Genomic DNA, 22,328 nt, shown 5'->3' with positions numbered 1-22,328 from the left:
GCGACGATGCCGAGGGTGGCCGAGGGTGGCCGAGGGTGGCCGAGGGTGAACACGCCCCGCACATGATCAACCCGGCCTCGAACGCCACCAGCACCAGCATCAGCACCAGCCCGGAGACTCCCAGGCGCATGAGAGCTCGGAGCAGCGGTGAGCCGGCCATGATCAGGGCGCCGACCACGAGCACGTTCAGGAGCAGCGGGCGCCGGTCGGGGCTGGTGAGCAGGTGCCGTCAGCTGCCGAGGACGTCACCGGCGCGGAACACGGCGGGCGGTGCTCGGGGCGGGGCTCGTCCGTGCCGATCGCCCGGATGGCGAGGCGGACAGCGGATGCCCGGCGGCGTCCGCGACCAGCGTCGTCAGCGGTCCGAGCGGGCCGACGGCGACGCCGCCGAGTGGGGCTCGAACACGGTGGCGGTCCAGGTCGTGGCCTCGGACCGGCTGGTGGCGGTGAGCAGCCCCTGGGACGGCAGGAGCGCCTTGAGGTGGGCGCCGGGGGCGGCGGTGAAGATGATGCCGGCCGACGCGACCACCGTGGAGTCGGTCGGCAGCCGTCCGAAGGCCGGCGCCCCGAGCGCTGAGGCGGCTCTCCGGCCGCTCGCGGCGGCACTCCGCCAAGGGCCCCAGCGGTGCACCGTCTGGTGTGGGACGCGGCCTGCGCGCGTCCCGGGCCGTGCGTGGTGTCTTCCGTCTGTGACTCCCCTGAGCCATCATGATCCGGCGTCAGCCGTTTGCCGTCGGCGATGAGGTGAGGCGTATGGCCAGGCTCCGAGCGGGTGAAGGAATTCTCCGCCGCAAACCCATCGAGCACATCGAGGAGACCGAAGTCGCCGAGGGCCCTCGGCTGGACAGGTCGCTCGGGCTGTGGCAGCTCACCGCGATCGGTGTGGGCGGCATCATCGGCGCGGGCATCTTCACGCTGGCCGGCACGGTGGCCAACGGCACGGCCGGGCCCGCGGTGCTGGTGTCGTTCCTGATCGCCGGTCTGGCGAGCGCGTGCGCGGCGCTGTCGTACGCCGAGTTCGCCGGGCTGATCCCGAAGGCGGGGTCGGCGTACACGTACGGCTACGCGGTGCTCGGTGAGTTCGCCGGCTGGTTCATCGGCTGGGACCTGCTGCTGGAGTACACGGCGATCGTCGCCGTGGTCGCCATCGGCATCTCCGGCTACTTCGGCTTCCTGGTCGAGGAGATGGGCGCGAACCTGCCCGCCTGGATGCTCGGTGCGCCCGGCACCGGGCACGGGCACCGGGTCGACCTGTTCGCGGCCGTGCTGTGTCTGCTCATCGCCTGGCTGCTCAATCTGGGCATCCGCAGCGCGGCGCGCTTCGAGACGTTCGTGGTGGCGCTGAAGGTGCTGGTGGTGCTGCTGGTGATCGCGGTGGGCGTGTTCCACATCGACACCGCGAACTACCACCCGTTCTTCCCGTTCGGCATCAGCGGCGCGTTCACGGGCGCGGCGACCGTGTTCTTCGCGGTGTTCGGCTACGACGCCATGTCGACCGCGGCCGAGGAGTCCAAGGACGCGCAGAGGCACATGCCGAGGGCCATCATCTACTCGCTGGCCATCTCGATGGTCCTGTACGTGGCGGCCTGCCTGGTGCTGACCGGCATGCAGAACTACAAGGACATCGATCCGGAGAGCGGCTTCTCCTCGGCGTTCAAGGCCGTGGGGCTGCACGGGCTCGCCGATGTGATCGCGGTGGGCGCGATCATCGGCATCCTCACGGTGATGTTCACCTTCATGCTGGGCGTGACCCGGGTGTGGTTCAGCATGAGCCGGGACGGGCTGCTGCCCAGGTGGTTCGCCAAGACGCACCCGACGCGGCACGTGCCGACCCGGGTGACGTGGATCGTCGGGGCCGCGTCGGCCTTGATCGCCGGGTTCCTGCCGATCGGCGAGGCGGCGGAGCTGACCAACATCGGCATTCTGCTGGCGTTCGTGGTGGTGTGCGCGGCGGTGATCGTGCTGCGGTACCGGCAGCCGGAGCTGCCGCGCACCTTCCGCACGCCGTGGATGCCGTTCGTGCCCGCGCTGGGTGTCGTCTTCTCGATCTGGCTGATCACGTTTCTGCAGTGGCAGACCTGGGTGCGGTTCGCCGTCTGGTTCGTGGTCGGCTGCGTGGTCTACTTCGGCTACTCCTACCGCCGCTCGGTGCTGGCCGGGCGGCCGCCCGCCGAGTGATCACTCCCCCATCGTCAGCCCGTCCCCGGCGGCCCCGCGGCTGAGGACGACGTCCCTGATGCGGTCGCGCACGCCCTCCAGGTCGGCGCCGTGGGCGATCGCGTCGTTCAGGTCGATCACGCGGCCGGCGTCGACGTCGTAGGTCTGCGGGACGAACTCGGCCTTGGTGACCGGCCAGCGGCCGCCCGGGGCCGTGGGCGGCGAGAAGGTGAAGCGGCCGATCGTGGACTCGTTGCCCCGCGAGTCCCTGACGCCCTTATCGTTGTACATCTCGCCGGCGATCTGGTCTCCCATGCCGTAGATCACCCAGGTGCCGTTGACCTTCTCGTACGCCTGCGGGACATGGGCGTGGGTGCCGAGGATCAGGTCGATGTCCGGGCGGCCGTTGGTCCGCGCGGCGGTGAGGCGCTGGGCGAGTTCGAGCTGCAGCCGGTCGGGGGCGTCCTGCCACTGGGTGCCCCAGTGCACGGAGACCACGACCACGTCGGCGCCGGACAGGCGGGCGGCACGGGCGTCGGCGACCATCCGGTCCGCGTCGATCAGGTTGACGGACCAGGGCTGTCCGGCCGGAAGCTGGTGGTCGCCGGTGCTGAAGGTGTACGAGAGGTGCGCGACCTTGGCCGGGCCGGCCTGGAGCATCGTGACCGAGTGGGCCTCGGCCTCGGTGCGGGCGGTTCCGGCATGCCCGAGGCCGGCCCGGTCCATGGCGTCCAGGGTGCGCCCGAGCCCCGGGGCGCCGTCGTCCAGGGCGTGCTCGGAGGCGGTGGAGCAGCCGTCGTAGCCGGTCGTGGCGAGGCCCTGGGCGATCTGCGGCGGCGAGGCGACGTCCAGCGGGCCGACGGGGGTGCCGTCCGCCGCGAGGACGGTCTCCACGTGACACAGCGCCAGATCGGCGTGGCGTACGAGGGGTTCGATGCCGGAGAGCATCGGGCGGAAGTCGTAGCCCGTGCCGCCGGCGTCGAAGGCGGCACGGTCGGTCACGGAGTTGTGCGGCATGACGTCGCCGGAGGCGACGAGGGTGAAGCTGCGGCCGACGGTCGGCGCCGGGCGGCCCGGCGCGGCGGCCTCGTGCCGCTCGTGGTTCTGGCAGGCGGCGCCCGCGGCAAGGAGCGCGGTCAGGGCCAGTGCCACCTGGTGCCTTCGTCCGATCATCTGCACACCCCGGGATCGTCGTATTTACCGACAACGCCTTGATGGGCATATGGGTATGAATACGGCCTACCACGCAAACAAATCAGACGCCTTCATTAACCCATTCGGACCTGTGCTTGCGCAGCGGCGGGCCGCCCCTCCTACCGTTCGCCGACACGATCGACCGTCCGTCGCACAGCCGCGTGCGCCCTCTGTCCCCCGGCGGCGCACTGCGCCGAGCGGGCCGTGGCGATGCTCGATGTCCGGGAGGCTGTGAAGACACTCACGCCGCAACACCGTGACGTCCTGATACTCGTGTCTTTCCGTGGGGCCGGTGTGGCGGAGGCCGCGCAGACGCTGGGAATTCCACCCGGTACCGTGAAGTCCCGCGCGTACTACGCGCTGCGTGCCCTGCGCCGGGCCCTTCCGGGTTATGCGGCCGACCTGCGGTGAAACCGAAGGCCAGGTCAAACCTCGGTAAAGCGCCTTGCTGCGACCCCCCTTCGGGCAATCAGCTGTCCTCATCCGTGTTCCGGACGGGGCCGGCCGTCTTGGGTCCAGGGGTTCGGGCGACACGCACGCACCGGAGGAAGGCAGGACGGGATGCTGCACAGAGGGCACGAGAGCACGGACGGCACCGGCGGCGGTGAACTGGCCGTCCCCATGGCCTGGTTGTACGCCGAGTACATCGCCGACGAGCTGCTGCGCACCGGCGATCTGATGCCGCCGACGTCCTTCGAGTTCCGGGCCGGCCGGGACGCGCTGGCGCTGACCGTCTTCCTGTCCGACACCGACGGCGAGCTCTCCGGTATCCGGGTGATCTCGCAGCTGGAGAACTGGCTGTCGCTGACGGCGTACGACCAGCCGTGGCAGGACTGGGTGCGCGAGCGCATGGCCGAGCTGACCGCCGAGCAGGCCGGCTCCGGCGCGCCGTCGCCGGACCTGGACCTGGCGGCCGGAGCCTGGCGCTGGCTGGAGGAGACCGAGCTGCTCGCGCCCGACCTGGACGCGGTGCCGCAGGGCGGCGCGGTGTTCGGCGAGGACGACGGGCCCAAGGTGTGGACGCCCGCCTGGCGGCTCGGACTGCCGCTCGGGCATCTGGCCATCCACCTTTTCTGAACCGGCGGGAATTCGGACCAATCCGCGGGCCGGGCCGCTCCGAATCTCTTGGTCACGATTCGGTGTGTGTCTTGAGTGATTCGGTGGTCGGCTGCGTACGGGTGGGAGCAAGGAGTAACCCCACCCACACCCATAGGCACGAGGATTCGGCATGAGGTCCCTGGAAAGGCATCGCGACGTCGGCGCGTACGCGCTCGGCGTGCTGGACGAGGCGGAGGCCTTCCGCTTCGAGGACCACCTCATGGAGTGCCCTCGGTGCGCGGCACACGTGACCGAGTTCGGCCCCACGGCACGGCAGTTGATGCTGTACCGTCGGGCCACGCCGCGCTTCGTGCACCCCATGGCCCAGCCCGGTCCCCGGCTGCTGGACCGGCTCCTCGGCGAGCTCACCCACCGGCACCGGGCCCGGCGCCGTCGCTTCCTGTACGGTCTGGCCGCCTCGGTGGTGCTGGCGGTGGCCGGGCCAGGGGTCATGGTCTACGCCGGGCACGATGCGCCGTCCGCCAGGGTCACCGCCGCGACCGACCCGAAGACGGGGGTGTGGGCCCAGGTCACGACGGAGGACGGGGACCTCGGCAGCCGGATGCGGCTGGAGGTGAAGGATGCCTCCGGACCCCACTCCTGCCGGCTCGTCGTCATCGGCCAGGACGGCTCCGAGCAGGTCGTCTCCGGCTGGAACGCGGGCGACCACGCCCCCGGCACGACCACGACCATGGCGGGCTCCACGATGCATCCGGACGAGATCGCCCGCTACGAGGTGCGCACCACGGACGGGCAGCGGCTGGTGACGCTGATGCCGCGGTAGCCGCCGGGCTCACTTCAGCAGCCGGGACAGTCTGCGGTCGGCCAGCGGCTTGCCGCCCGTCTGGCAGGTGGGGCAGTACTGGAGCGAGGAGTCGCTGAACGAGACCTCGCGGATGGTGTCGCCGCAGACCGGGCAGGGCTCGCCGGTGCGGCCGTGGACCCTCAGGCCGCTCTTCTTCTCCGCCTTGAGACGTCCGGCGGCCAGGCCCTGGGAGCGTTCGACCGCCTCGGAGAGCGTGGTGCGCAGTGCTTCGTAGAGGCTCCGCATCTCCTCGGGGCTGAGCGACGCGGCGAGCTTGAAGGGGGACATCTTCGCCGCGTGGAGGATCTCGTCGCTGTAGGCGTTGCCCACCCCCGCGATCAGGCTCTGGTCCCGCAGGGCTCCCTTGATCTGGCGCCGCTCGTCCTTGAGCAGGGCGGCGAGGCGCGCCTCGTCGAAGCCGGCGGCGAGCGGGTCCGGGCCGAGACGGGCCACCCCGGGCACGTCCCGCGGGTCGTGGACGACGTACACGGCGAGCTTCTTCTGGGTGCCGGCCTCGGTGAGGTCGAAGCCCGCGCCGGTCTCCAGGGCCACGCGCAGGGCGAGAGGCCCCTTCCCCGGGCGCGGGGGGCCGTCCGGGAGACGGTCCTTCCACTGCAGCCATCCGGCGCGGGCCAGATGGGTGACGAGGTGCAGGCCGGAGTCCCCCTCGATGTCGAGGAACTTCCCGTGCCGGTGCACGGCGGTGATCTCGCTGCCCTCGAACGCGCCGACCGGAGGGTCGTACGTCTTCAGGACGCTGATCGCGACGGGCAGCACCCGTACGACCTCGTGGCCGATCAGGTTCTCGGTCAGGAAGTCCCTGAGGGCTTCCACCTCGGGCAGTTCCGGCATACGTCCAGAGTGCCATCCGGGGCCCGTGAGGTCAGGTGTGCTCGGACACCAGGAACTCGCACCACACGGCCTTGCCGCCGCCCCGCGCCTCCACACCCCACACGTCGGCGAGCCGGTCCACGAGGAGCAGTCCGCGTCCGGAGACCCCGTCCTCGCCCGCGTCACGGCGGCGGGGCAGGGCGCTGGAGCAGTCCTCGACCTCGACGCGCAGCCGCCGGTCGCTGCCTTCCAGGCCCCGCAGGGTGACGATCGCGGAGCCCTCGGTGTGCATCAGGGCATTGGTGATCAGTTCGTCGGCGACCAGCTCGATCTCGTCGGCCCGGTCCCGGGCGCCCCAGGAGCGGACCGCGGCGCGGATCATGTGCCGGGCGTGGGCGAGGGCCTCCGGGTCGCCGGGGCCCACGTGCTGCTGGAGCCGGCCGCCGGCCCGGGGGGCCTCGGGGACACGGCGGCGCAGCAGGAGCAGGGCCACGTCGTCGTCGCCGTTGCGCTCCTCGGCCACCTCGATCAGCCGGGCGGCGAGGTCGCGCACCTCGTCCGGGCCCTTGGCGATGAGGCTCGTCAGGGTCCGCATCCCGTCGTCGAGGTCGGCGCCGGGCTGCTCGACGAGCCCGTCGGTGCACAGCAGCAGGGTGTGGCCCGGGTCGAGTTCGAGCGTGCAGACGGGGTACTCGAGACGGCCGAACTCCGCGGAGAGGCCGAGCGGCAGCCCGCCCTCGACCGGGATCCGGCGGCAGGTGCCGTCGGCCTGTCTGACCAGCGGGTCGATGTGCCCGGCCCGGACCACCTGGACGACCCCCGTGGACAGGTCGGCTTCCGCGTACAGGCAGGTGGCGAAGCGGTCGGTGTCGAGCTCGTGCAGGAAGACCGAGGCGCGGGCCATCACGGTGGCCGGGGTGTGTCCCTCGGCGGCGTAGGCGCGCAGCACGATCCGCAGCTGGCCCATCACGGCCGCCGCATGGGTGTCGTGCCCCTGCACGTCGCCGATGACCGCGCCGACCCGGCCACCGGGCAGCGGGATCAGGTCGTACCAGTCGCCGCCGATGTCCCGGCCGAGGGCTCCCCCGACGGCGGCGGCACGGTAGCGGACGGCGACGTCGGCCCCCCGCACGTTCGGGATGGTGCGGGGCAGCATGGCCTGCTGGAGGCCCTGGGCGAGGTCCTTCTCCTGCTCGTAGAGCATGGCCCGCTGCAGGCTCTGCGCGATGGTGCTGCCGAGCGCGACCAGGACGGCGCGCTCCTCGCTGGAGAAGCCCCGCCGGTCGTTGTAGAGCAGTCCCATCGCGCCGAACGGGCGGGCCTGGGCGATCAGCGGCAGATAGACGGCGGAGGTGATGTTCAGGCCGGTGATGTGCGGCCACAGGATCGGGTAGCCCTCGGCGAACTCCTCCGGGGACTCGATGAAGCGCGGGGCGAGCGTGCGTACGACCTCGCCCATCGGGTAGGGCTCGTCGATCCGGGTGATCCGGGTGCCGGGCACGAAGCTGCCCGCCGGGCCCTCCGCGATGAGCCGGATCCGGCCGGCCTCCACCAGGCCCATGACGAGGCTCGCCGCGCCGAGGTGCCGGACGCCGTGGGCGTCCTTGAGGATGTCGATGACGTCCTGGACGGTGCGGGCGTGGGAGAGGGCGGCGGAGATGACCTGGACGACGTTGGTCTGCTGCCGGAAGGCCTGGTCCTGGGCGGCCCGCACACTGCGCGTCTCGCGGTCGGCGAGTTCCTCGGTGGCGTCGCGGACGATGCCGACGACCCGGCGCGGCCGGCCGGTCTCGTCGCGCCGGATGTAGCCCTGGGTGTGGGTCCAGCGCGGGGTGCCGTCGCGGCAGCGGATGCGGAAGTAGGCGCCGTAGTTCTCGCTGCCGTCCTTGATGGCCTGGGCCACCAGCGCGTCCAGCCGGGCGGACTCCGGCGGCGGCACCCGGACCGCCAGGGACTCCGGCCTGCCGTCGTACTCCTCGGGGAGGATGTCGAACACCTCGTGGGCCTGGGCGTCCATGTCGAACAGGCCGGCGTCCAGGTCCCAGTCGAAGCTGCCCATGCGATTGAGCGCCAGAATCGGGCCCGGGTGGGCGGGCCAGTCCTCCGTGAGTGACGGGGCACTCGCTCCCCGATCAGCCATGGGGCCACCTTGCCAGGGTTTCCGCGATTCTTCGACCCGGACGGCGGTCGTCCGCCTCGTTCCCCGGGGTCACACCGAGGCGGCGGTACGGTACCCGCGGTGACGAGCCCTCGGCACGCCACCGTCCCGGCGGCCACAATGGAGGCAGGAGGGCACGGCCGTGGACTGGTTCACCGCACCCGAGTACTGGCTGAGCCGGCTGGTCTTCCAGCGGGCTCTGGCCGGTGTGTATCTCGTCGCGTTCCTGGTGGCCGCCCTCCAGTTCCGGGCCCTGCTGGGCGAGCGCGGCATGCTGCCGATCCCCCGCTTCACGGCCCGGGCGCCCTTCAGGCGGACCCCCAGCCTGTTCCATCTGCACTACTCGGACCGCTTCTTCGCGGCCTGTGCCTGGGCCGGCTGCGCGGTCTCGGCGGCGCTGCTGGCCGGCGCGGACTCCCTGCTGCCGCTGTGGGCGGGCATCCTGCTGTGGCTGGTGCCGTGGGCGCTGTATCTGTCGATCGTCAACGTGGGCCAGACCTGGTACGCGTTCGGCTGGGAGTCGCTGCTGCTGGAGGTCGGCTTCCTGGGCGCCTTCGTCGGCAACGACGAGGTCGCGCCGCCCGTCGTCGTGCTGTTCCTGCTGCGCTGGATCCTGTTCCGGGTCGAGTTCGGGGCCGGGCTGATCAAGCTGCGGGGCGACGCCTGCTGGCGGAAGCTGACCTGCCTGGACTACCACCACGAGACACAGCCGATGCCGGGTCCGCTGAGCTGGTTCTTCCACCATCTGCCCAGGCCCCTGCACCGGGTGGAGGTGGCCGCCAATCACCTCACCCAGCTGGTCGTACCGGTGCTGCTGTTCACCCCGCAGCCCGTCGCCTCGGCCGCCGCCGCGCTGATGATCGTCACCCAGCTGTGGCTGGTGCTGTCCGGGAACTTCTCCTGGCTGAACTGGATCACCATCGTGCTCGCCCTGTCGGCGCTCAGGCTGCCCGCCACGGCACCCTCCGTGCCCCCGGCTCCGCTGTGGTACGAGGTCGTGGTGCTCGCCCTCGCCGCGCTGCTGGTCTGTCTGAGCTACCACCCGGTCACGAACATGATCTCCCGCCGTCAGGTGATGAACCGGTCCTTCGACCCGTTGCACCTGGTGAACACCTACGGCGCGTTCGGCACCGTCAGCCGGGTCCGCTACGAGGTGGTGGTCGAGGGCACACGGGACGACATGCCGCGGGAGGACTCGGACTGGCACGAGTACGCGTTCAAGGGCAAGCCCGGCGATCTTCGGCACTGGCCCCGCCAGTTCGCGCCCTACCATCTGCGCCTGGACTGGCTGATGTGGTTCGCCGCGCTGTCCCCGGCCTACGCCGGTGACTGGTTCGGCGGCCTGGTGGAACGGCTCCTGGAGAACGACCGCGACACCCTGAAGCTGCTGCGCCGCTCGCCGTTCCCGCCGGACGCCCCGCCCCGCTACATCCGTGCCCGTCTCTTCCGCTACCGCTACACCACCTGGCGCGAGCTGCGGGAGACGGGGGCGTGCTGGCAGCGGACGTACGTACGGGAGTATCTGCCGCCGACGCGGCTCGCCGGGGTGGCTCAGAGGTCGTAGACGCGCCGCGCGGTGCCCTCGAACAGGGCGGTGCGCTCCGCCGCGCCGAGGTCCGACGTCAGCTTCCGTGCTGTCGCGTGCACGTCCGCGTATCCGGCCGCCAAGGTGCACACCGGCCAGTCGGAGCCGAACATCAGACGGTCAGGACCGAAGGCCTGAAGGGCGGCGTCGGTGTACGGGCGCAGGTCGGCGGTCGTCCAGGAGGCGGGGTCGGCCTCGGTGACCAGGCCGGACAGTTTGGCGACGGTGTTGGGGAGTGCGGCGAGGGCACGGAGGTGGGTCGTCCAGGGTTCGCGTTCCCCCGAGGCGACGGGCGGCTTGCCCAGGTGGTCGAGTACGAAGGTGAGGTGGGGCAGCGACGCGGCGGCCTCGGCACAGGCCGGGAGCTGGTGGGGCAGGACCACGAGGTCGTAGACCAGGCCCGCCTCCGCCACGGCGGCGAGGCCGCGGCGCACGTCGGCCCGCAGCAGCCACTCGGGGTCGGGCTCGCTCTGGACCTGGTGGCGGATGCCCTTCAGGAAGCGGCCGCCGGGCAGTTCGCGCAGGCGGGCCAGCTCGTCGGCGATGCCGGGGCTGGTGAGGTCGCTCCAGCCGACGACGCCCGCGACCAGGTCGTGTGCCGCCGCCAGGGCCAGGAATTCGGGGGTCTCCTCGGACACGGTGACCGTCTGGACGAGAACGGTACGGTCCACTCCCACCGCCCGGGCCTCCGGTTCCAGGTCCGCGATGCCGAAGTTCCGCCTGAGCGGCTGGAGTCCGGGGCCGGTGATCCAGTCCTGGTCGCGGACGGACAGGTCCCAGACGTGGTGGTGGGCGTCGACGGTCACGGCAGCTCCCAGACGACGGGCAGCCCGGCGTCCGCGCCGCCCTCGGAGTAGTCGTGCGCGACGTCGAGCAGCTCGGCCATGCGGGCCTGCCAGGCGACGTTGACCGGCAGCCGTTCGAGTGCGGCGAGCAGGCGGGCGTAGTCCTCGCATTCGAGGAGGTGGAAGAGGTCGGTGCCGTTGCGCCAGATGGTCCAGGAGGTGGCCCCCGCGGCGCGGATGGCGTCGGTGAGTTCTTGGGGGACCTCGCGGTGGGCCGCCTCGTAGTCGGCGACGCGGTCGGCGCGGACCTTGGTGTGCAGGGCGACTCTCATGACGGCTCCTCGGGGGGCAGCAGACCGGTGTCCCGCAGTTCCTGCCAGAGGGCGTCCGGGACGGAGGTGGCGAACTGCTCGGCGCTGTCGTGGACTTCGGCGGCCGAGCGGGCGCCGGCCAGCACGCAGGCGACGGCGGGGTGGGCGGCGCAGAAGGCCAGGGCGGCGGCGCGCAGGGTGATGCCGTGCCGGTCCGCGACGGTCTTCAGCAGCAGGGCGCGGTCCAGCAACTCCCTGGGTGCGCGCCCGTAGTCGTACGTGGCGTCGGGCGTCGGGTCGGCCAGCAGGCCCGAGTTGAAGGCGCCGCCGAGGACGACCGGCACGCCCCGCGCGAGGGCCTCGGGCAGCAGGTCGGCCGCCGCGCTCTGGTCGAGCAGGGTGTGGCGGCCCGCGCAGAGCACCACGTCCACGTCCGTGTCGCGGACGAACCGGGTGAGCATCCGCGTCTGGTTCATCCCCGCGCCGATCGCGCCGACGACACCCTCGGAGCGCAGCTTCTCCAGTGCGGGGTAGCCCTCGCGGAAGGCCTGCTCGGCGTGGTGGTCGGGGTCGTGCAGGTAGACGATGTCGACGCGGTCGAGGCCGAGGCGGTCCAGGCTCGCCTCCAGGGTGCGGCGGACGCCGTCGGCGCTGAAGTCCCAGACGCGGCGCAGGGTGGCGGGGACGGCGAAGCCGTTGGCGAGATCGTCTCCGGTGCCGGCGGCGGGTTCCAGACGGCGCCCGACCTTGGTGGAGACCGTGTACGCGGCGCGGTCGTATCCCCGCAGGGCCGCTCCCAGACGGCGCTCGGAGAGGCCGAGGCCGTAGTGCGGAGCGGTGTCGAAGTAGCGGATGCCCCGCTCCCAGGCGGCGGTCACCGCCTCGTGCGCCTGCTCGTCGCCCACCGGGGTGTAGAGGTTGCCGATCCCCGCGGCGCCGAATCCCAGGGGGCCGACCTCGACGCCGCTGCGGCCCAGGCGGTTCACCGGGCCGCCGGGCGCAGCCTGAGGCCCTGCATGCCGCCGTCGACGGCGAGGGCGGTGCCGGTGGTGGCGCCGGACAGGGGGCCGGCCAGGTAGGCGATGGCGCCCGCGACCTCGGCCGCCGAGACGAGGCGGCCGGTGGGCTGGCGGGCCTCCAGGGCGGCGCGCTCCGCCGCCGGGTCGGGGGCCGCGTCCAGGAGACGGCCGACCCACGGGGTGTCGACCGTACCGGGGTTGACGCAGTTGACGCGGATGCCTTCGCGGACGTGGTCGGCCGCCATGGCCAGGGTGAGGGAGTACACGGCGCCCTTGGTGGCGCTGTACAGGGCACGTCGCGGCAGCCCGGCGGTGGCGGCGATGGAGCAGGTGTTGACGATGGCCGCGTGCCGGGAGCGGCGCAGGTGCGGGAGGGCGGCCCGGGCGGCGCGGACCATGCCGAGGACGTTGACCTCGAAGACCCGCCGCCACTCGGCGTCATCGTTGTCCTCGACGGTGCCCTGGGCACCGATGCCGGCGTTGTTGACCAGGACGTCCAGGCCGCCGAGGGTCTCGGCGGCCTCGGCGACGGCGGTCCGCACCGAAACGTCGTCGCCGACGTCCGCGGCCAGTGCGAGCAGCGGCTTGTCCACCGAGGACGGGTCCAGGTCGAGGACGGCGACCTGGGCGCCGCGTTCGGCGAGCAGGTCGGCGGTGGCCCGGCCGATCCCGGAAGCGCCGCCGGTGACCAGGGCTTTGAGGCCCTCGAAGTCGCTCATGCCGCCTGTCCCTTCCGGGTGTCGGGGTCGGCGGCCCAGAAGGTGCCGCCGGGAAAGGTGTACCGCGCGAGGGACTCCGGGCGCATGGCGGCCGAGAAGCCGGGCGCGGTCGGGGCCGTGTAGTGGCCGTCGCGGATCACCACGGGGGTGAGGAAGTGCTCGTGGAGGTGGTCGACGTACTCGATGACCCGGTCCTCGGTGGTGCCGGAGACGGCCAGGTAGTCGAACATGGACAGGTGCTGGACGAGTTCGCACAGGCCGACCCCGCCCGCGTGCGGGCAGACGGGGACGCCGAACCTGGCGGCGAGCAGCAGGATGGCGAGGTTCTCGTTGACTCCGGCGACCCGGGCCGCGTCGATCTGCACGATGTCGAGGGCGCCGGCCTGGAGCATCTGCTTGAACACGATCCGGTTGTGCACGTGTTCGCCGCTGGCGACCTTGACCGGGGCGACCGCGCGGCGGATCGCGGCGTGTCCGAGGACGTCGTCGGGGCTGGTGGGCTCCTCGATCCAGTACGGGTCGAAGGCGGCGAGGGCCTTGGTCCAGGCGATCGCCTCGTCCACGTTCCAGCGCTGGTTGGCGTCGACGGCGAGGCGGACGTCCGGGCCGACGACCTCGCGGGCGACCCGGCAGCGCCGTACGTCGTCCGCCAGGTCGGCGCCCACCTTGAGCTTGATCTGCCGGAAGCCGTCGGCGACGGCCCGGGCGGCGAGCCGGGTGAGCTTGTCGTCGTCGTAGCCGAGCCAGCCCGGGGATGTGGTGTAGGCGGGGAAGCCGCGCTCCAGCAGCCGGGCCCGGCGGCCCTCGGCGCCTTCCCTGCCGCGTCTGAGCAGGTCGAGGGCCTCCTCGGGGGAGAGCGCGTCGGTGATGTAGCGGAAGTCGATCTGGCCCACCAGCCACTCCGGTTCGGCGTCGGCGAGCAGCTGCCACAGCGGCTTTCCGGCGCGCCGGGCGGCGAGGTCCCAGACGGCGTTGACCACGGCCCCGATCGCCATGTGCATCACGCCCTTCTCGGGGCCGAGCCAGCGCAGCTGGCTGTCCGCGATCAGATCCCTGAAGAGCGAGCCGGGATCGGCGCACAGCTCCTCGACCGGGCGGCCGAGCACATGGCCCCGCAGCGCGTCGATCGCCGCGACCTGGACGTCGTTGCCCCGCCCGATGGTGAAGGTGAACCCGTGCCCCTCGTGCCCGTCGGCGGCGTCCGTGCGCAGGACGACGTAGGCCGCCGAGTAGTCGGGGTCCGGGTTCATCGCGTCGGAGCCGTCCAGCTCGCGCGAGGTGGGGAATCGGATGTCGTGGGTGTCGACCGCGGTGATGCGGGCGGTGGCCTGGGACACTGAAGTCCTTTCGGTCAGGGGGCAGTCGGGCACCGCGGTTCAGTCCTGGGCCCGGCCCGTCGTCACGCGGGCGATCACGAGGGCGACGAGGATGATCCCGCCGTAGATGGCCTGGATCCAGAACGACGGCACCTGCGCGAGGGTCAGCAGGTTCTGTACGACGCCGAGCAGGAGGACGCCGGTGAGGGCGCCGAACATGGTGCCCTTGCCACCGTCCAGGCTGATACCGCCGATCACGGCCGCCGCGAACACGGTGAAGATCATGTTGTTGCCCTGGTTGGCGCTGATCGCGCCGACGTACCCGGTCTGCAGGAGCCCGCCCACAGAGGCGAGCACACCGGCTGCGACGAACACCCCGAGCATCACGCGATCCACCCGGATGCCGGCCGCGCGGGCCGCGTCCGGGTTGCCGCCGATCGCGTACAGGGCACGGCCGACGCGGTGGTGGCGCAGCAGGAGACCGGTGACCACGAAGGCGAGGGCCGCCAGCCACACGGACATCGGGACGCGCAGGAAGGTCGTCGTGGCCAGGCTGAAGAACGCGTCGGGCATCCCGAACAGCGTCTTGCCCTTGGTGGCACCGACCAGCAGTCCGCGCAGGATGATCAGCATCGCCAGGGTGACGATGAAGGCGTTGAGCTTGAACTTGACCACGAGGATGCCGTTGAAGGCGCCGATCACGGCGCCGACGGCGAGAATCGCGACGAGGGCGAGCGCGGTGGGCCACTCGGTGCCCCAGCCGGACTGGGCGGCGGGCAGGACGAGCAGGGCACCGACGGCGGGCGCGATGCCGACCACCGATTCCAGCGACAGGTCGAACTTTCCGGTGATCAGGACGAGCGACTCGGCGAGCACCACCATGGCCAGGGCCGCGGAGGCGCCGAGGATCGAGATGATGTTGCGCTCGGTGAGGAAGGAGTCGTTGACGAAGGCGCCCAGCACCATCAGCAGCAACAAGGCCGGAACCAGGGCGAGTTCGCGGGCCCGACGGAGCAGGACGGCCTTGGCCGAGCGGTCGCCCTGGACCTTGACGGGCGTGAGCGGCGGAGCCTTGGTGTCAGCCATGGTCCACTCCTTCGATGGAGGCGATCAGCTCGTGGTCGGGCCAGCCCGCCGGGTGCTCGGCGACGATCCGGCCGTGGAAGAGGACGAGAACGCGGTCGCAGCGCCGCAGGTCGTCGAGTTCGTCGGAGACGACGAGCACGGCGGTGCCGTCCTCGCGGGCACTGTCCACCCGGGCCAGCAGGGACTCCTTGGACTTCACGTCGACGCCCGCGGTGGGGTTGATCAGGACGAGCAGCCGCGGATCGGAGGCCAGGGCACGGGCCATGACGACCTTCTGCGCGTTGCCGCCGGAGAGGTCGGAGACGGGCTGGTCGGGGCCCTCGGCATGGATGTCGAGGCGTTCGATCAGGTCGGTGGCGACGCCGCGTCTGCGCCGGGTGCCGACGAACCCGTACCGGCCCAGGCGGACAAGGACGCTCAGGGTGGCGTTGTCGCCGATGCTCATCCCGGTCACCAGACCCTGTTCGTGCCGGTCGCGGGGTACGCAGCCGACACCGGCCGCGAGCGCCGCCCGGACGTCACCGAACGGGAGCGGGCGGCCGTCGAGCCGGGCCGTGCCGCTCGTCGGGGTGTGCAGTCCGGCGAGGGACTCGGCGAGCTCGGTCTTCCCGCTGCCGCTGGAGCCGGCCAGTCCGACGACCTCGCCGTGGCGGACGGTCAGCTCGATGTCCTGGTACGAGGCCGACGAGAGCCCGTGCGCTTGGAGGGCGACCGGCGCGCCTGCGGCCACGGTCTCCCGTGCGGTCGCCGCCCGCTCGGCGACGGTCTCCCCGGCCATCGCCTCCACCAGCGCGGCCCGTGGCAGTTCGGCGACCGGGGCCGTGGTGATCCAGCGGGCGTCGCGCAGCACGGTCACCGTCTGGCAGACCTCGTACACCTCCTGGAGGTGGTGCGAGATGAACAGGAAGGTGACCCCGGAGTCCTGCAGCGCGCGCATCCGGCTGAACAGCCGCTCGATCTCCCGGTTGTCGAGCTGGGCGGTGGGCTCGTCGAGCACGATGAACCGCGCTCCGAAGCTCAGCGCCCGTGCGATCTCGACCATTTGACGATCCTCGACCCTGAGGTCGGCGGTGCGGGCCTCGGGGTCGACGTGCACGTCCCAGGTGGCGAGCAGCTCGGCGGCCTCCCGCCTGAGCCGACGCCAGCTGATGAACCCCCTTCGGAGCGGCTGCCGGTTGATGAACAGGTTCTCGGCGACCGTCAGCTCCGGGACGACCGTGGGCCTCTGGTACACACAGGCGACCCTGCGGCGCCAGGCGTCCCGGTCGGCGAGCGCGGGCGCGGGCTCGCCGTCGAAGCGTACGGTGCCCTCGTCCGGTGCCTGCAGGCCGGTGAGGACGGTGACGAGCGTGGACTTTCCCGCGCCGTTGCGGCCGACGAGCGCGTGGGACTCGCCCGGCCGGACGGTGAGGCGGCCGTCGGCGAGGGCGACCGTGGGGCCGTACCGTTTGACGATCCCCTGGGCTTCGACGAGTGGTGTGCTCATTTGACCGTGTTGCCCCAGAGCTTCGGGTCGTCGACGTTCGCCTTGGTGACCAGGGGCGCGGGCAGCTGGTCCTCCAGGATGCCGCTGGGCAGCCTCACGATGGTCGAGCCGTGGTCGGTCGGGCCGGGCTCGAACGTCTTCCCCTCCATCGCCGCCTTGATGTAGTACATGCCGTACTGGGCGTAGGCGTCGGCGGGCTGGGAGACGGTGGCGTCGATCTGGCCCTTGCGGATGGCGTCGAACTCCTGCGGGATGCCGTCGTTGGAGACGATCGCGATGTGGCCCTTGTGGCCCGCCGTCTTGAGCATGTTCTTCGACTTCAGGGTCTGCAGGGTCGGCGCGAGGTACACGCCGCCGGCCTGCAGGTAGATGCCCTTGATGTCGGGGTTGGCATTGAGCAGGGTGTCCAGCTTGGCGGCCGCGGAGTCGGACTCCCACTTGGCGGGGATCTCCAGCACCTTGAGCTTCGGGTACTTCTTCTTCACGCAGGCCCTGAAGGCCTCCGAGCGGTCGCGGCCGTTGACCGAGGCGAGGTCGCCCATGATCTGCACGACCTTGCCGCTGGTGACGTGCTGCCCGAGGTAGTCGCAGGCCTTCTCGCCGTAGGCGACGTTGTCGGCGCGCACGACCATGGCGACCTTGCCCTTGTCGGGCGCGACGTCCACGGCGACGACGGGTACGCCCTTGCGTTCGGCCTGGTCGAGCCCGGCCTGGATGGCGGCGCTGTCCAGCGGGGCCACGACCAGGCCCTTCACGCCCTGGTTGAGTTCGTTGTTGATGTCGGTGATCTGCTGCGAGGGATCGCTGTTGGAGTTGACGGTCTTCAGCACGTCGACGCCCTCGGAGTCGGCCTTCTTGGGCACGTAGTCGTTGTACGACTGCCAGAACGGCGAGGTCAGCAGGGGCAGGATCACCCCGACCTCGCCGGAGCCGCCTCCCCCGTCCGCGCTGGAGGCGCCGGTGTCCTTGGTGCTGCCGCACGCGGTGAGCAGCAGCGAGGCGCAGGCGGCCACGGCCGCCACGCCGGTGATGCGTGACCTGTTCTGCTTCCTCGCTGTTCTGACGGGCATCTCGCGGCTCCTCGTCGAGGGTGTTCGAGCAGATGCCTGGATACTTATCAGACCACTCAGACGCTGGAACACCCTCCGGCACGCAATTTCTCGCTCTCAGACGCATAGTGGTCGGACCACTGCGCTGGTTAGACTGCGACGCACCCAGTGACGGGAGGAGCGGCGTGGACGAGGAAGCCCCGCAGAAGGGCACGGTGACCCAGCGCGCCATCGAGCGGATCAAGGCGATGATCGCCGGGGGCCTGCTGGAGCCGGGCCAGCGCCTGCCGACGGAGCGGGATCTCGCGGCCCAGCTGGGCATCTCCCGCAGCTCGATGCGCGAGGCGATCCGCGCGCTGACGGTCCTCGGCGTCCTGGAGGCCCGGCACGGCTCGGGCATCTACGTCACCGCGCTGGAGGCCGGCGATCTGCTGGAGACGTTCGGGGTGGTGGCCGACCTGTCCCGGGGGCCGCGGCTGGTGGAGCTGCTGGAGGTGCGCCGGATCCTGGAGTCCACCGCGACCGCGCTCGCCGCGGCCCGCATCACCGACGACCGACTCGCCGAGGTGGAGAAGCACTTGACGGCGATGAACGCCACCGACGACCCCGAGGAGATCCTCGCCCACGACCTGGCCTTCCACCGCGAGATCGCGGCCGCCGCGGGCAACGACACGATGGCCGCCATCCTGGAGGGCCTGTCCTCCCGCACGTTCCGGGCCCGCGTCTGGCGCGGCTACCAGGAGGAGGGCGCCTTCGCACGCACCCGCCGCGAGCACGCCGCCATCCACCGCGCCCTGTCGGCCCGCGACCCGGAGGCGGCCCGCGCGGCGGCGGCCGCGCACGTGGGCGAGGTGGAGGAGTGGCTGCGGGCGCAGCTCGGGGGCTAGGTCCTCGAGGCGGGGGGCCGGGACCGCGGGGCGATGCACATCGTGGACGACGGCTCGGCGAGCGCCGTCCACGATGCCGGAACGCGACGGTCAGAACGCGACCGTCAGAACGCGACGGTCAGCGAACCGCACGTCCCAGCCACAAGCGAGGGCGGGTACGGATCGCCTCGTTCCCGTCCGCGGCGCGTGCCCTGCTGCCGGGTCTGTGGCCGGACCCGGACGGTCCCGCCGATCCCGAGGCTCCGCTGATCGAACTGGTCGAGCACGAGCCCGACCGGGCCGAGGCCGCGCTCGGCCGGCACGAGGTCGATCTCGCGGTCACCCACTCCTACAGCCTGCTGCCCCGCCCGCTCCCTGCGGGCTGCGAGCGCCGGGACCTGTTCACGGAGCCGGTGTTCCTGGTCCTGCACCCGGCCGAGGCGGCCGGCCGCGGCCTGGCGCCGGGTGCGGCCGCCGACCTCACCGCGCTCGCGGACGCGGCCTGGCTGCTGCCCGGCGCCGACACCGCCTGCCACGAGATGGCCCAACGGGCGTGCGGGGCGGCCGGTTTCGTGCCCCGTCCGGTCGCGGTCGCCGGCGACTTCGCGGTGCTGTGCGCGCTGGCCGCCCGGCGCGCCGGCGTCGCTCTGGTACCCCGGCTCGCCCTGCCCGACCCCGGCGCGCCGGGTCTGAGCGCGCACCCGCTGCGGGTGCCGGTACGGCGCGCTGTCCACGCCGTACACCGGGCCGGGACGGGCGGGCATCCGGGCACCCGCCACGTCCTGGACCGCCTTGCCGCACTGGCGCCGCGCGACGTGTGATCAGCGCCTTCGCAACCTCAGCGTCATCAGCTCGAAGGGCCTCAGCCGCACGCTGATCCGGTCGCCGTCCCGCACCGGCGCGGCCCCGTCGCCGCCGGGCCGCTCCAGCAGGTCCGTCACGGTGACGTCCTCGACGGCGAAGCCGGCCGTGAGGGTCGCCCGGGCCCGGCCTCCGTGCGCCTCGTGGAAGCGCACCACCACATCCCCGCTGCCGTCGTCCGCCAGTTTCACGGCCGTGACGACGACCGCCTCGTTGTCCACCGTGACCAGCGGGGCGACCGCACCCGCGCCGGTCGTGCGCCGCTCGGGCAGGTTGATCCGCCAGCCCTCGCGGACCGCGTCGGCGATCCGGGCGCCGGGGATCAGGGCGTGCCGGAAGCGGTGGACGCCCTGGTCGGTCTCGGGGTCGGGGAAGCGCGGGGCGCGCAGGAGGGAGACGCGCACCGTGGTGGTCGTACCCCGGTCGCCGTCGGTGCGGACCGTCCGGGTCACGTCGTGCCCGTACGTGGAGTCGTTGACGACGGCGACACCCCAGTCGGGTTCCGCCAGGTGCACGAAGCGGTGGTTGCAGGCCTCGAACTTGGCCGCCTCCCAGGAGGTGTTGGTGTGCGTGGGCCGGTGGAAGTGCCCGAACTGGGTCTCCGACGCGTACCGCTCCGCGTGCAGGTCCAGCGGGAAGGCCAGCTTCAGGAACTTCTCCGTCTCGTGCCAGTCGACCTCGGTGTCCAGCACCAGGCGCCGCTCCCCCGGCGGCAGCGTCAGCACCTGGGTGACGCGGGAGGCGCCGAAGGACCGCACGATCCGCACCGAGGCGCCGTCCTCGCCCGCCGTCACCGAGTCGGCATCCGTGAGGTCGGTGACCGTGTTCCGGTAGAACTCGTCCACGTCCCAGGCGTCCCACATGTTGGGGAAGTCGGGGTGGAGCTGGAGGAGGTTCGCTGCGGTGCCGGGAGCGATCGTCTCGCGGTCGGCCTCGATGTCGTGGACGGAGACGACCAGGCCACGGGCGTCGGTCTCGATCCGCAGCAGGCCGTTGTCCAGGACGTGTCCGCCGCCGGGCCGCGGCGCGAGTGCCGTCGCGCCGTCACCACGCGGTGTCGCCGCCCCGCCTGCCGGGACGCCGGCGCGCGGGTGCGGGGCCGCGTTGAACACCAGGGGCACCTCACCCTCGCCGGCGAGCGCGCGCTGCGCGGCCTCGATGATCGCGTTCAGCTCGGCGGCGATCCGCTCGTACGTGGCCCGCGCCTCCCGGTGCACCCAGGCGATGGAGGAACCGGGCAGGATGTCATGGAACTGGTGCAGCAGGACCGTCTTCCAGATGCGGTCCAGCTCCTCGTACGGGTAGGGGAATCCGGCGCGTACGGCGGCGGTGGCCGTCCACAGTTCGGCCTCGCGCAGCAGGTGTTCGCTGCGGCGGTTGCCCTGCTTGGTCCTGGCCTGGCTGGTGAGGGTGGCGCGGTGCAGCTCCAGGTACAGCTCGCCGACCCAGACGGGCGGTTCGGGGTGTTCGGCCTCGGCCTTCTCGAAGAACGCCCGGGGCGTCTCCCAGGCGACGGTCGCCGAGCCTTCGAGGTCGCGCAGCCGAGCCGCCTTGGCGACCATCTCCCGGGTCGTGCCGCCGCCCCCGTCGCCCCAGCCGGTCGGCGCGAGGGAGTGCCGGGCCTTGCCCTTGTCCTTGAAGTTCCGGGCCGCGTGGGCGATTTCGGCGCCCTTCATCGAGCAGTTGTAGGTGTCGACGGGCGGGAAGTGGGTGAAGATCCGGGTGCCGTCGATGCCCTCCCACCGGAAGGTGTGGTGCGGGAACGTGTTCGTCTGCGACCACGAGATCTTCTGGGTCAGCAGCCACTTGGACCCGGCCGCCTTGATGATCTGCGGGAGCCCTGCCGCGAAGCCGAAGGTGTCGGGCAGCCAGGCCTCCTCGTTCTCGATGCCGAACTCGTCGAGGAAGAAGCGCTTGCCGTGCACGAACTGACGGGCCATCGCCTCCGAGCCGGGCATGTTGGTGTCCGACTCGACCCACATCCCGCCGGCCGGCACGAACCGCCCCTGAGCCACGGCCTTCTTCACCCGCGCCCACACCTCGGGCCGGTGCTCCTTCACCCAGGCCCACTGCTGGGCCTGCGACATGGCGAAGACGAACTCCGGCTCGTCCTCGATGAGCGCGGTCATGTTGGACGTCGTACGGGCCACCTTGCGCACGGTCTCGCGCAGCGGCCACAGCCAGGCGGAGTCGATGTGGGCGTGCCCGACGGCGCTGATCCGGTGGGCGGACGGCACGGCCGGGGCGGCCAGCACCTCGGTGAGCCGCGCACGCGCCCGGGCCGCCGTGCCGCCCACGTCCTGCAGGTCGACGGCGTCCAGGGCCCGGTCGACGGCGCGCAGGATGTCCCAGCGGCGCGCGGAGTCGGCCGGCAGTTCGGCCATCAGCTCGCCGAGCACCTCCAGGTCCAGCACCAGCTGCCAGACGGTCTCGTCGAAGACGGCGAGGTCCATCCGGGCGAGCGTGTACTGCGGCTCGTGTCCGGCGGTGTCCCGGTCGCCGAGCGAGGTGGGCAGGAAGGGGTGGTAGTCGAGGATGACCGGGTTGGAGGCGGCCTCGATGTGCAGGCACACCTCCTCCCCGCCGGCGACGGGGGCGCCGATGCGCACCCACTGGTTGCGCGGATTGAGGCCCTTCACCGGGGTGCCGTCGGGCCGGTGGACCAGGCCCTCGCACTGGAAGCCGGGCATGTTCTCGTCGAAGCCCAGGTCGAGCAGGGCCTCCACGGTCCGGCCCGCCCAGGCCTCGGGCACGGTTCCGGTCACCCGGAACCAGCTGGTGCCCCACGGAGCACCCCACCGGCTGCCCACCTCGATCGGTACGGGCTCGGCCGCCAGCCCCTCCGCGACCGGCACCGGCTCCCCCGGCGCGTGCCAGACCGCGACCTGGAGCGGCAGGGACTCGGGGTACACGGCGGGACGGATGCGTTCGTCGAGGACGCGCCTCAGGCGGGCTTCGACCAGCTTGCGGTCGTCATGCATGCGGGGTGCTCCCTGCTGGGT

General features: G+C 72.0%; 19 protein-coding genes and 1 pseudogene. 7 read left to right on the top strand and 13 right to left on the bottom strand.

The features are described 5' to 3' along the window. Nucleotides 1-355 precede the first annotated feature (355 nt). Entirely contained in the window at nucleotides 356-529 is a 174-nt protein-coding gene (locus AVL59_RS52150; RefSeq protein ID WP_159399929.1) for a hypothetical protein, read from the bottom strand. A gap of 224 nt (nucleotides 530-753) precedes the next feature. Here AVL59_RS52150 and AVL59_RS16220 point away from each other — a divergent pair, with 224 nt between their 5' ends. Continuing rightward, the gene (locus AVL59_RS16220) at nucleotides 754-2,178 is read left to right on the top strand and encodes an amino acid permease (protein WP_067304568.1); all 1,425 of its coding nucleotides are present in this window, start codon (nucleotides 754-756) and stop codon (nucleotides 2,176-2,178) included. Here the strand turns inward: AVL59_RS16220 and AVL59_RS16215 are convergent, their stop codons facing one another. Continuing rightward, nucleotides 2,179-3,330 (bottom strand): CapA family protein, encoded by a 1,152-nt coding sequence (locus AVL59_RS16215; RefSeq protein WP_067317349.1) that lies wholly within the window; start codon nucleotides 3,328-3,330, stop codon nucleotides 2,179-2,181. It abuts the gene before it with no gap. Nucleotides 3,331-3,543: 213 nt separating this feature from the next. Here AVL59_RS16215 and AVL59_RS16210 point away from each other — a divergent pair. The 3 genes and pseudogenes from AVL59_RS16210 to AVL59_RS16200 all read left to right on the top strand — a co-directional run. Further along, a pseudogene (locus tag AVL59_RS16210) lies at nucleotides 3,544-3,762 on the top strand (sigma factor-like helix-turn-helix DNA-binding protein); the annotation flags it as partial. Nucleotides 3,763-3,912: 150 nt separating this feature from the next. Then, complete coding sequence (locus tag AVL59_RS16205; RefSeq protein ID WP_067304565.1) at nucleotides 3,913-4,428, top strand: hypothetical protein; 516 nt, start codon at nucleotides 3,913-3,915, stop codon at nucleotides 4,426-4,428. A gap of 151 nt (nucleotides 4,429-4,579) precedes the next feature. Next, the gene (locus AVL59_RS16200; protein WP_067304563.1) at nucleotides 4,580-5,233 is read left to right on the top strand and encodes a zf-HC2 domain-containing protein; all 654 of its coding nucleotides are present in this window, start codon (nucleotides 4,580-4,582) and stop codon (nucleotides 5,231-5,233) included. 9 nt (nucleotides 5,234-5,242) lie between these two features. On the opposite strand, the gene AVL59_RS16195 is transcribed toward AVL59_RS16200, so the two are convergent. Both AVL59_RS16195 and AVL59_RS16190 read right to left on the bottom strand, forming a co-directional pair. Next, nucleotides 5,243-6,106, bottom strand: a complete 864-nt coding sequence (locus tag AVL59_RS16195; RefSeq protein ID WP_067304560.1) for an Fpg/Nei family DNA glycosylase — start codon at nucleotides 6,104-6,106, stop codon at nucleotides 5,243-5,245. A gap of 31 nt (nucleotides 6,107-6,137) precedes the next feature. Next, complete coding sequence (locus AVL59_RS16190) at nucleotides 6,138-8,225, bottom strand: SpoIIE family protein phosphatase (protein WP_067304557.1); 2,088 nt, start codon at nucleotides 8,223-8,225, stop codon at nucleotides 6,138-6,140. A 160-nt stretch (nucleotides 8,226-8,385) separates the two neighbouring features. Between AVL59_RS16190 and AVL59_RS16185 the strand changes: the two genes are divergently transcribed. Beyond that, complete coding sequence (locus AVL59_RS16185) at nucleotides 8,386-9,807, top strand: lipase maturation factor family protein (protein WP_067304555.1); 1,422 nt, start codon at nucleotides 8,386-8,388, stop codon at nucleotides 9,805-9,807. On the opposite strand, the gene AVL59_RS16180 is transcribed toward AVL59_RS16185, so the two are convergent. From AVL59_RS16180 to AVL59_RS16145, 8 genes are read right to left on the bottom strand one after another with little or no spacing between them, the layout of a single operon-like run. Continuing rightward, complete coding sequence (locus tag AVL59_RS16180) at nucleotides 9,795-10,634, bottom strand: amidohydrolase family protein (RefSeq protein ID WP_067304552.1); 840 nt, start codon at nucleotides 10,632-10,634, stop codon at nucleotides 9,795-9,797. The two genes, AVL59_RS16185 and AVL59_RS16180, sit on opposite strands and share 13 nt — an antisense overlap. Continuing rightward, nucleotides 10,631-10,945 carry an L-rhamnose mutarotase gene (locus AVL59_RS16175; RefSeq protein WP_067304548.1) on the bottom strand — a complete coding sequence of 105 codons (315 nt, stop codon included), beginning with the start codon at nucleotides 10,943-10,945 and terminating at the stop codon, nucleotides 10,631-10,633. The genes AVL59_RS16180 and AVL59_RS16175 overlap by 4 nt, the downstream gene beginning before the upstream one ends. After that, nucleotides 10,942-11,910: an aldo/keto reductase gene (locus AVL59_RS16170; RefSeq protein ID WP_067304543.1), complete on the bottom strand. Its 969-nt coding sequence runs from the start codon at nucleotides 11,908-11,910 to the stop codon at nucleotides 10,942-10,944. Before AVL59_RS16170 ends, AVL59_RS16175 begins: the two co-directional genes overlap by 4 nt. Then, nucleotides 11,907-12,662, bottom strand: a complete 756-nt coding sequence (locus AVL59_RS16165) for an SDR family NAD(P)-dependent oxidoreductase (protein ID WP_067304541.1) — start codon at nucleotides 12,660-12,662, stop codon at nucleotides 11,907-11,909. Before AVL59_RS16165 ends, AVL59_RS16170 begins: the two co-directional genes overlap by 4 nt. Then, complete coding sequence (locus AVL59_RS16160) at nucleotides 12,659-13,999, bottom strand: L-fuconate dehydratase (RefSeq protein WP_067304540.1); 1,341 nt, start codon at nucleotides 13,997-13,999, stop codon at nucleotides 12,659-12,661. Before AVL59_RS16160 ends, AVL59_RS16165 begins: the two co-directional genes overlap by 4 nt. A gap of 39 nt (nucleotides 14,000-14,038) precedes the next feature. Next, nucleotides 14,039-15,064, bottom strand: coding sequence for an ABC transporter permease (locus AVL59_RS16155; RefSeq protein ID WP_067304537.1), 1,026 nt, complete (start codon nucleotides 15,062-15,064; stop codon nucleotides 14,039-14,041). Continuing rightward, nucleotides 15,057-16,550: a sugar ABC transporter ATP-binding protein gene (locus tag AVL59_RS16150; protein WP_067304534.1), complete on the bottom strand. Its 1,494-nt coding sequence runs from the start codon at nucleotides 16,548-16,550 to the stop codon at nucleotides 15,057-15,059. The genes AVL59_RS16155 and AVL59_RS16150 overlap by 8 nt, the downstream gene beginning before the upstream one ends. Next, nucleotides 16,547-17,620, bottom strand: coding sequence for a sugar ABC transporter substrate-binding protein (locus tag AVL59_RS16145; protein WP_067304532.1), 1,074 nt, complete (start codon nucleotides 17,618-17,620; stop codon nucleotides 16,547-16,549). The genes AVL59_RS16150 and AVL59_RS16145 overlap by 4 nt, the downstream gene beginning before the upstream one ends. A 164-nt stretch (nucleotides 17,621-17,784) precedes the next feature. Here AVL59_RS16145 and AVL59_RS16140 point away from each other — a divergent pair, with 164 nt between their 5' ends. Both AVL59_RS16140 and AVL59_RS48130 read left to right on the top strand, forming a co-directional pair. Beyond that, on the top strand, nucleotides 17,785-18,486 hold the full coding sequence (locus tag AVL59_RS16140; protein WP_067304530.1) for a FadR/GntR family transcriptional regulator: 702 nt from the start codon (nucleotides 17,785-17,787) through the stop codon (nucleotides 18,484-18,486). Next, nucleotides 18,459-19,286, top strand: a complete 828-nt coding sequence (locus AVL59_RS48130; protein WP_079146724.1) for a LysR substrate-binding domain-containing protein — start codon at nucleotides 18,459-18,461, stop codon at nucleotides 19,284-19,286. The genes AVL59_RS16140 and AVL59_RS48130 overlap by 28 nt, the downstream gene beginning before the upstream one ends. On the opposite strand, the gene AVL59_RS16125 is transcribed toward AVL59_RS48130, so the two are convergent. Beyond that, on the bottom strand, nucleotides 19,287-22,307 hold the full coding sequence (locus tag AVL59_RS16125) for an alpha-mannosidase (RefSeq protein WP_067304523.1): 3,021 nt from the start codon (nucleotides 22,305-22,307) through the stop codon (nucleotides 19,287-19,289). Between the last annotated feature and the right edge of the window lie 21 nt (nucleotides 22,308-22,328).

The sequence above is a fragment of the Streptomyces griseochromogenes genome (genome assembly GCF_001542625.1).
Lineage (GTDB): Bacteria > Actinomycetota > Actinomycetes > Streptomycetales > Streptomycetaceae > Streptomyces > Streptomyces griseochromogenes.
Note: the sequence above shows the minus strand (reverse complement) of the source record. Positions and strands in the feature narration are given on the sequence as shown.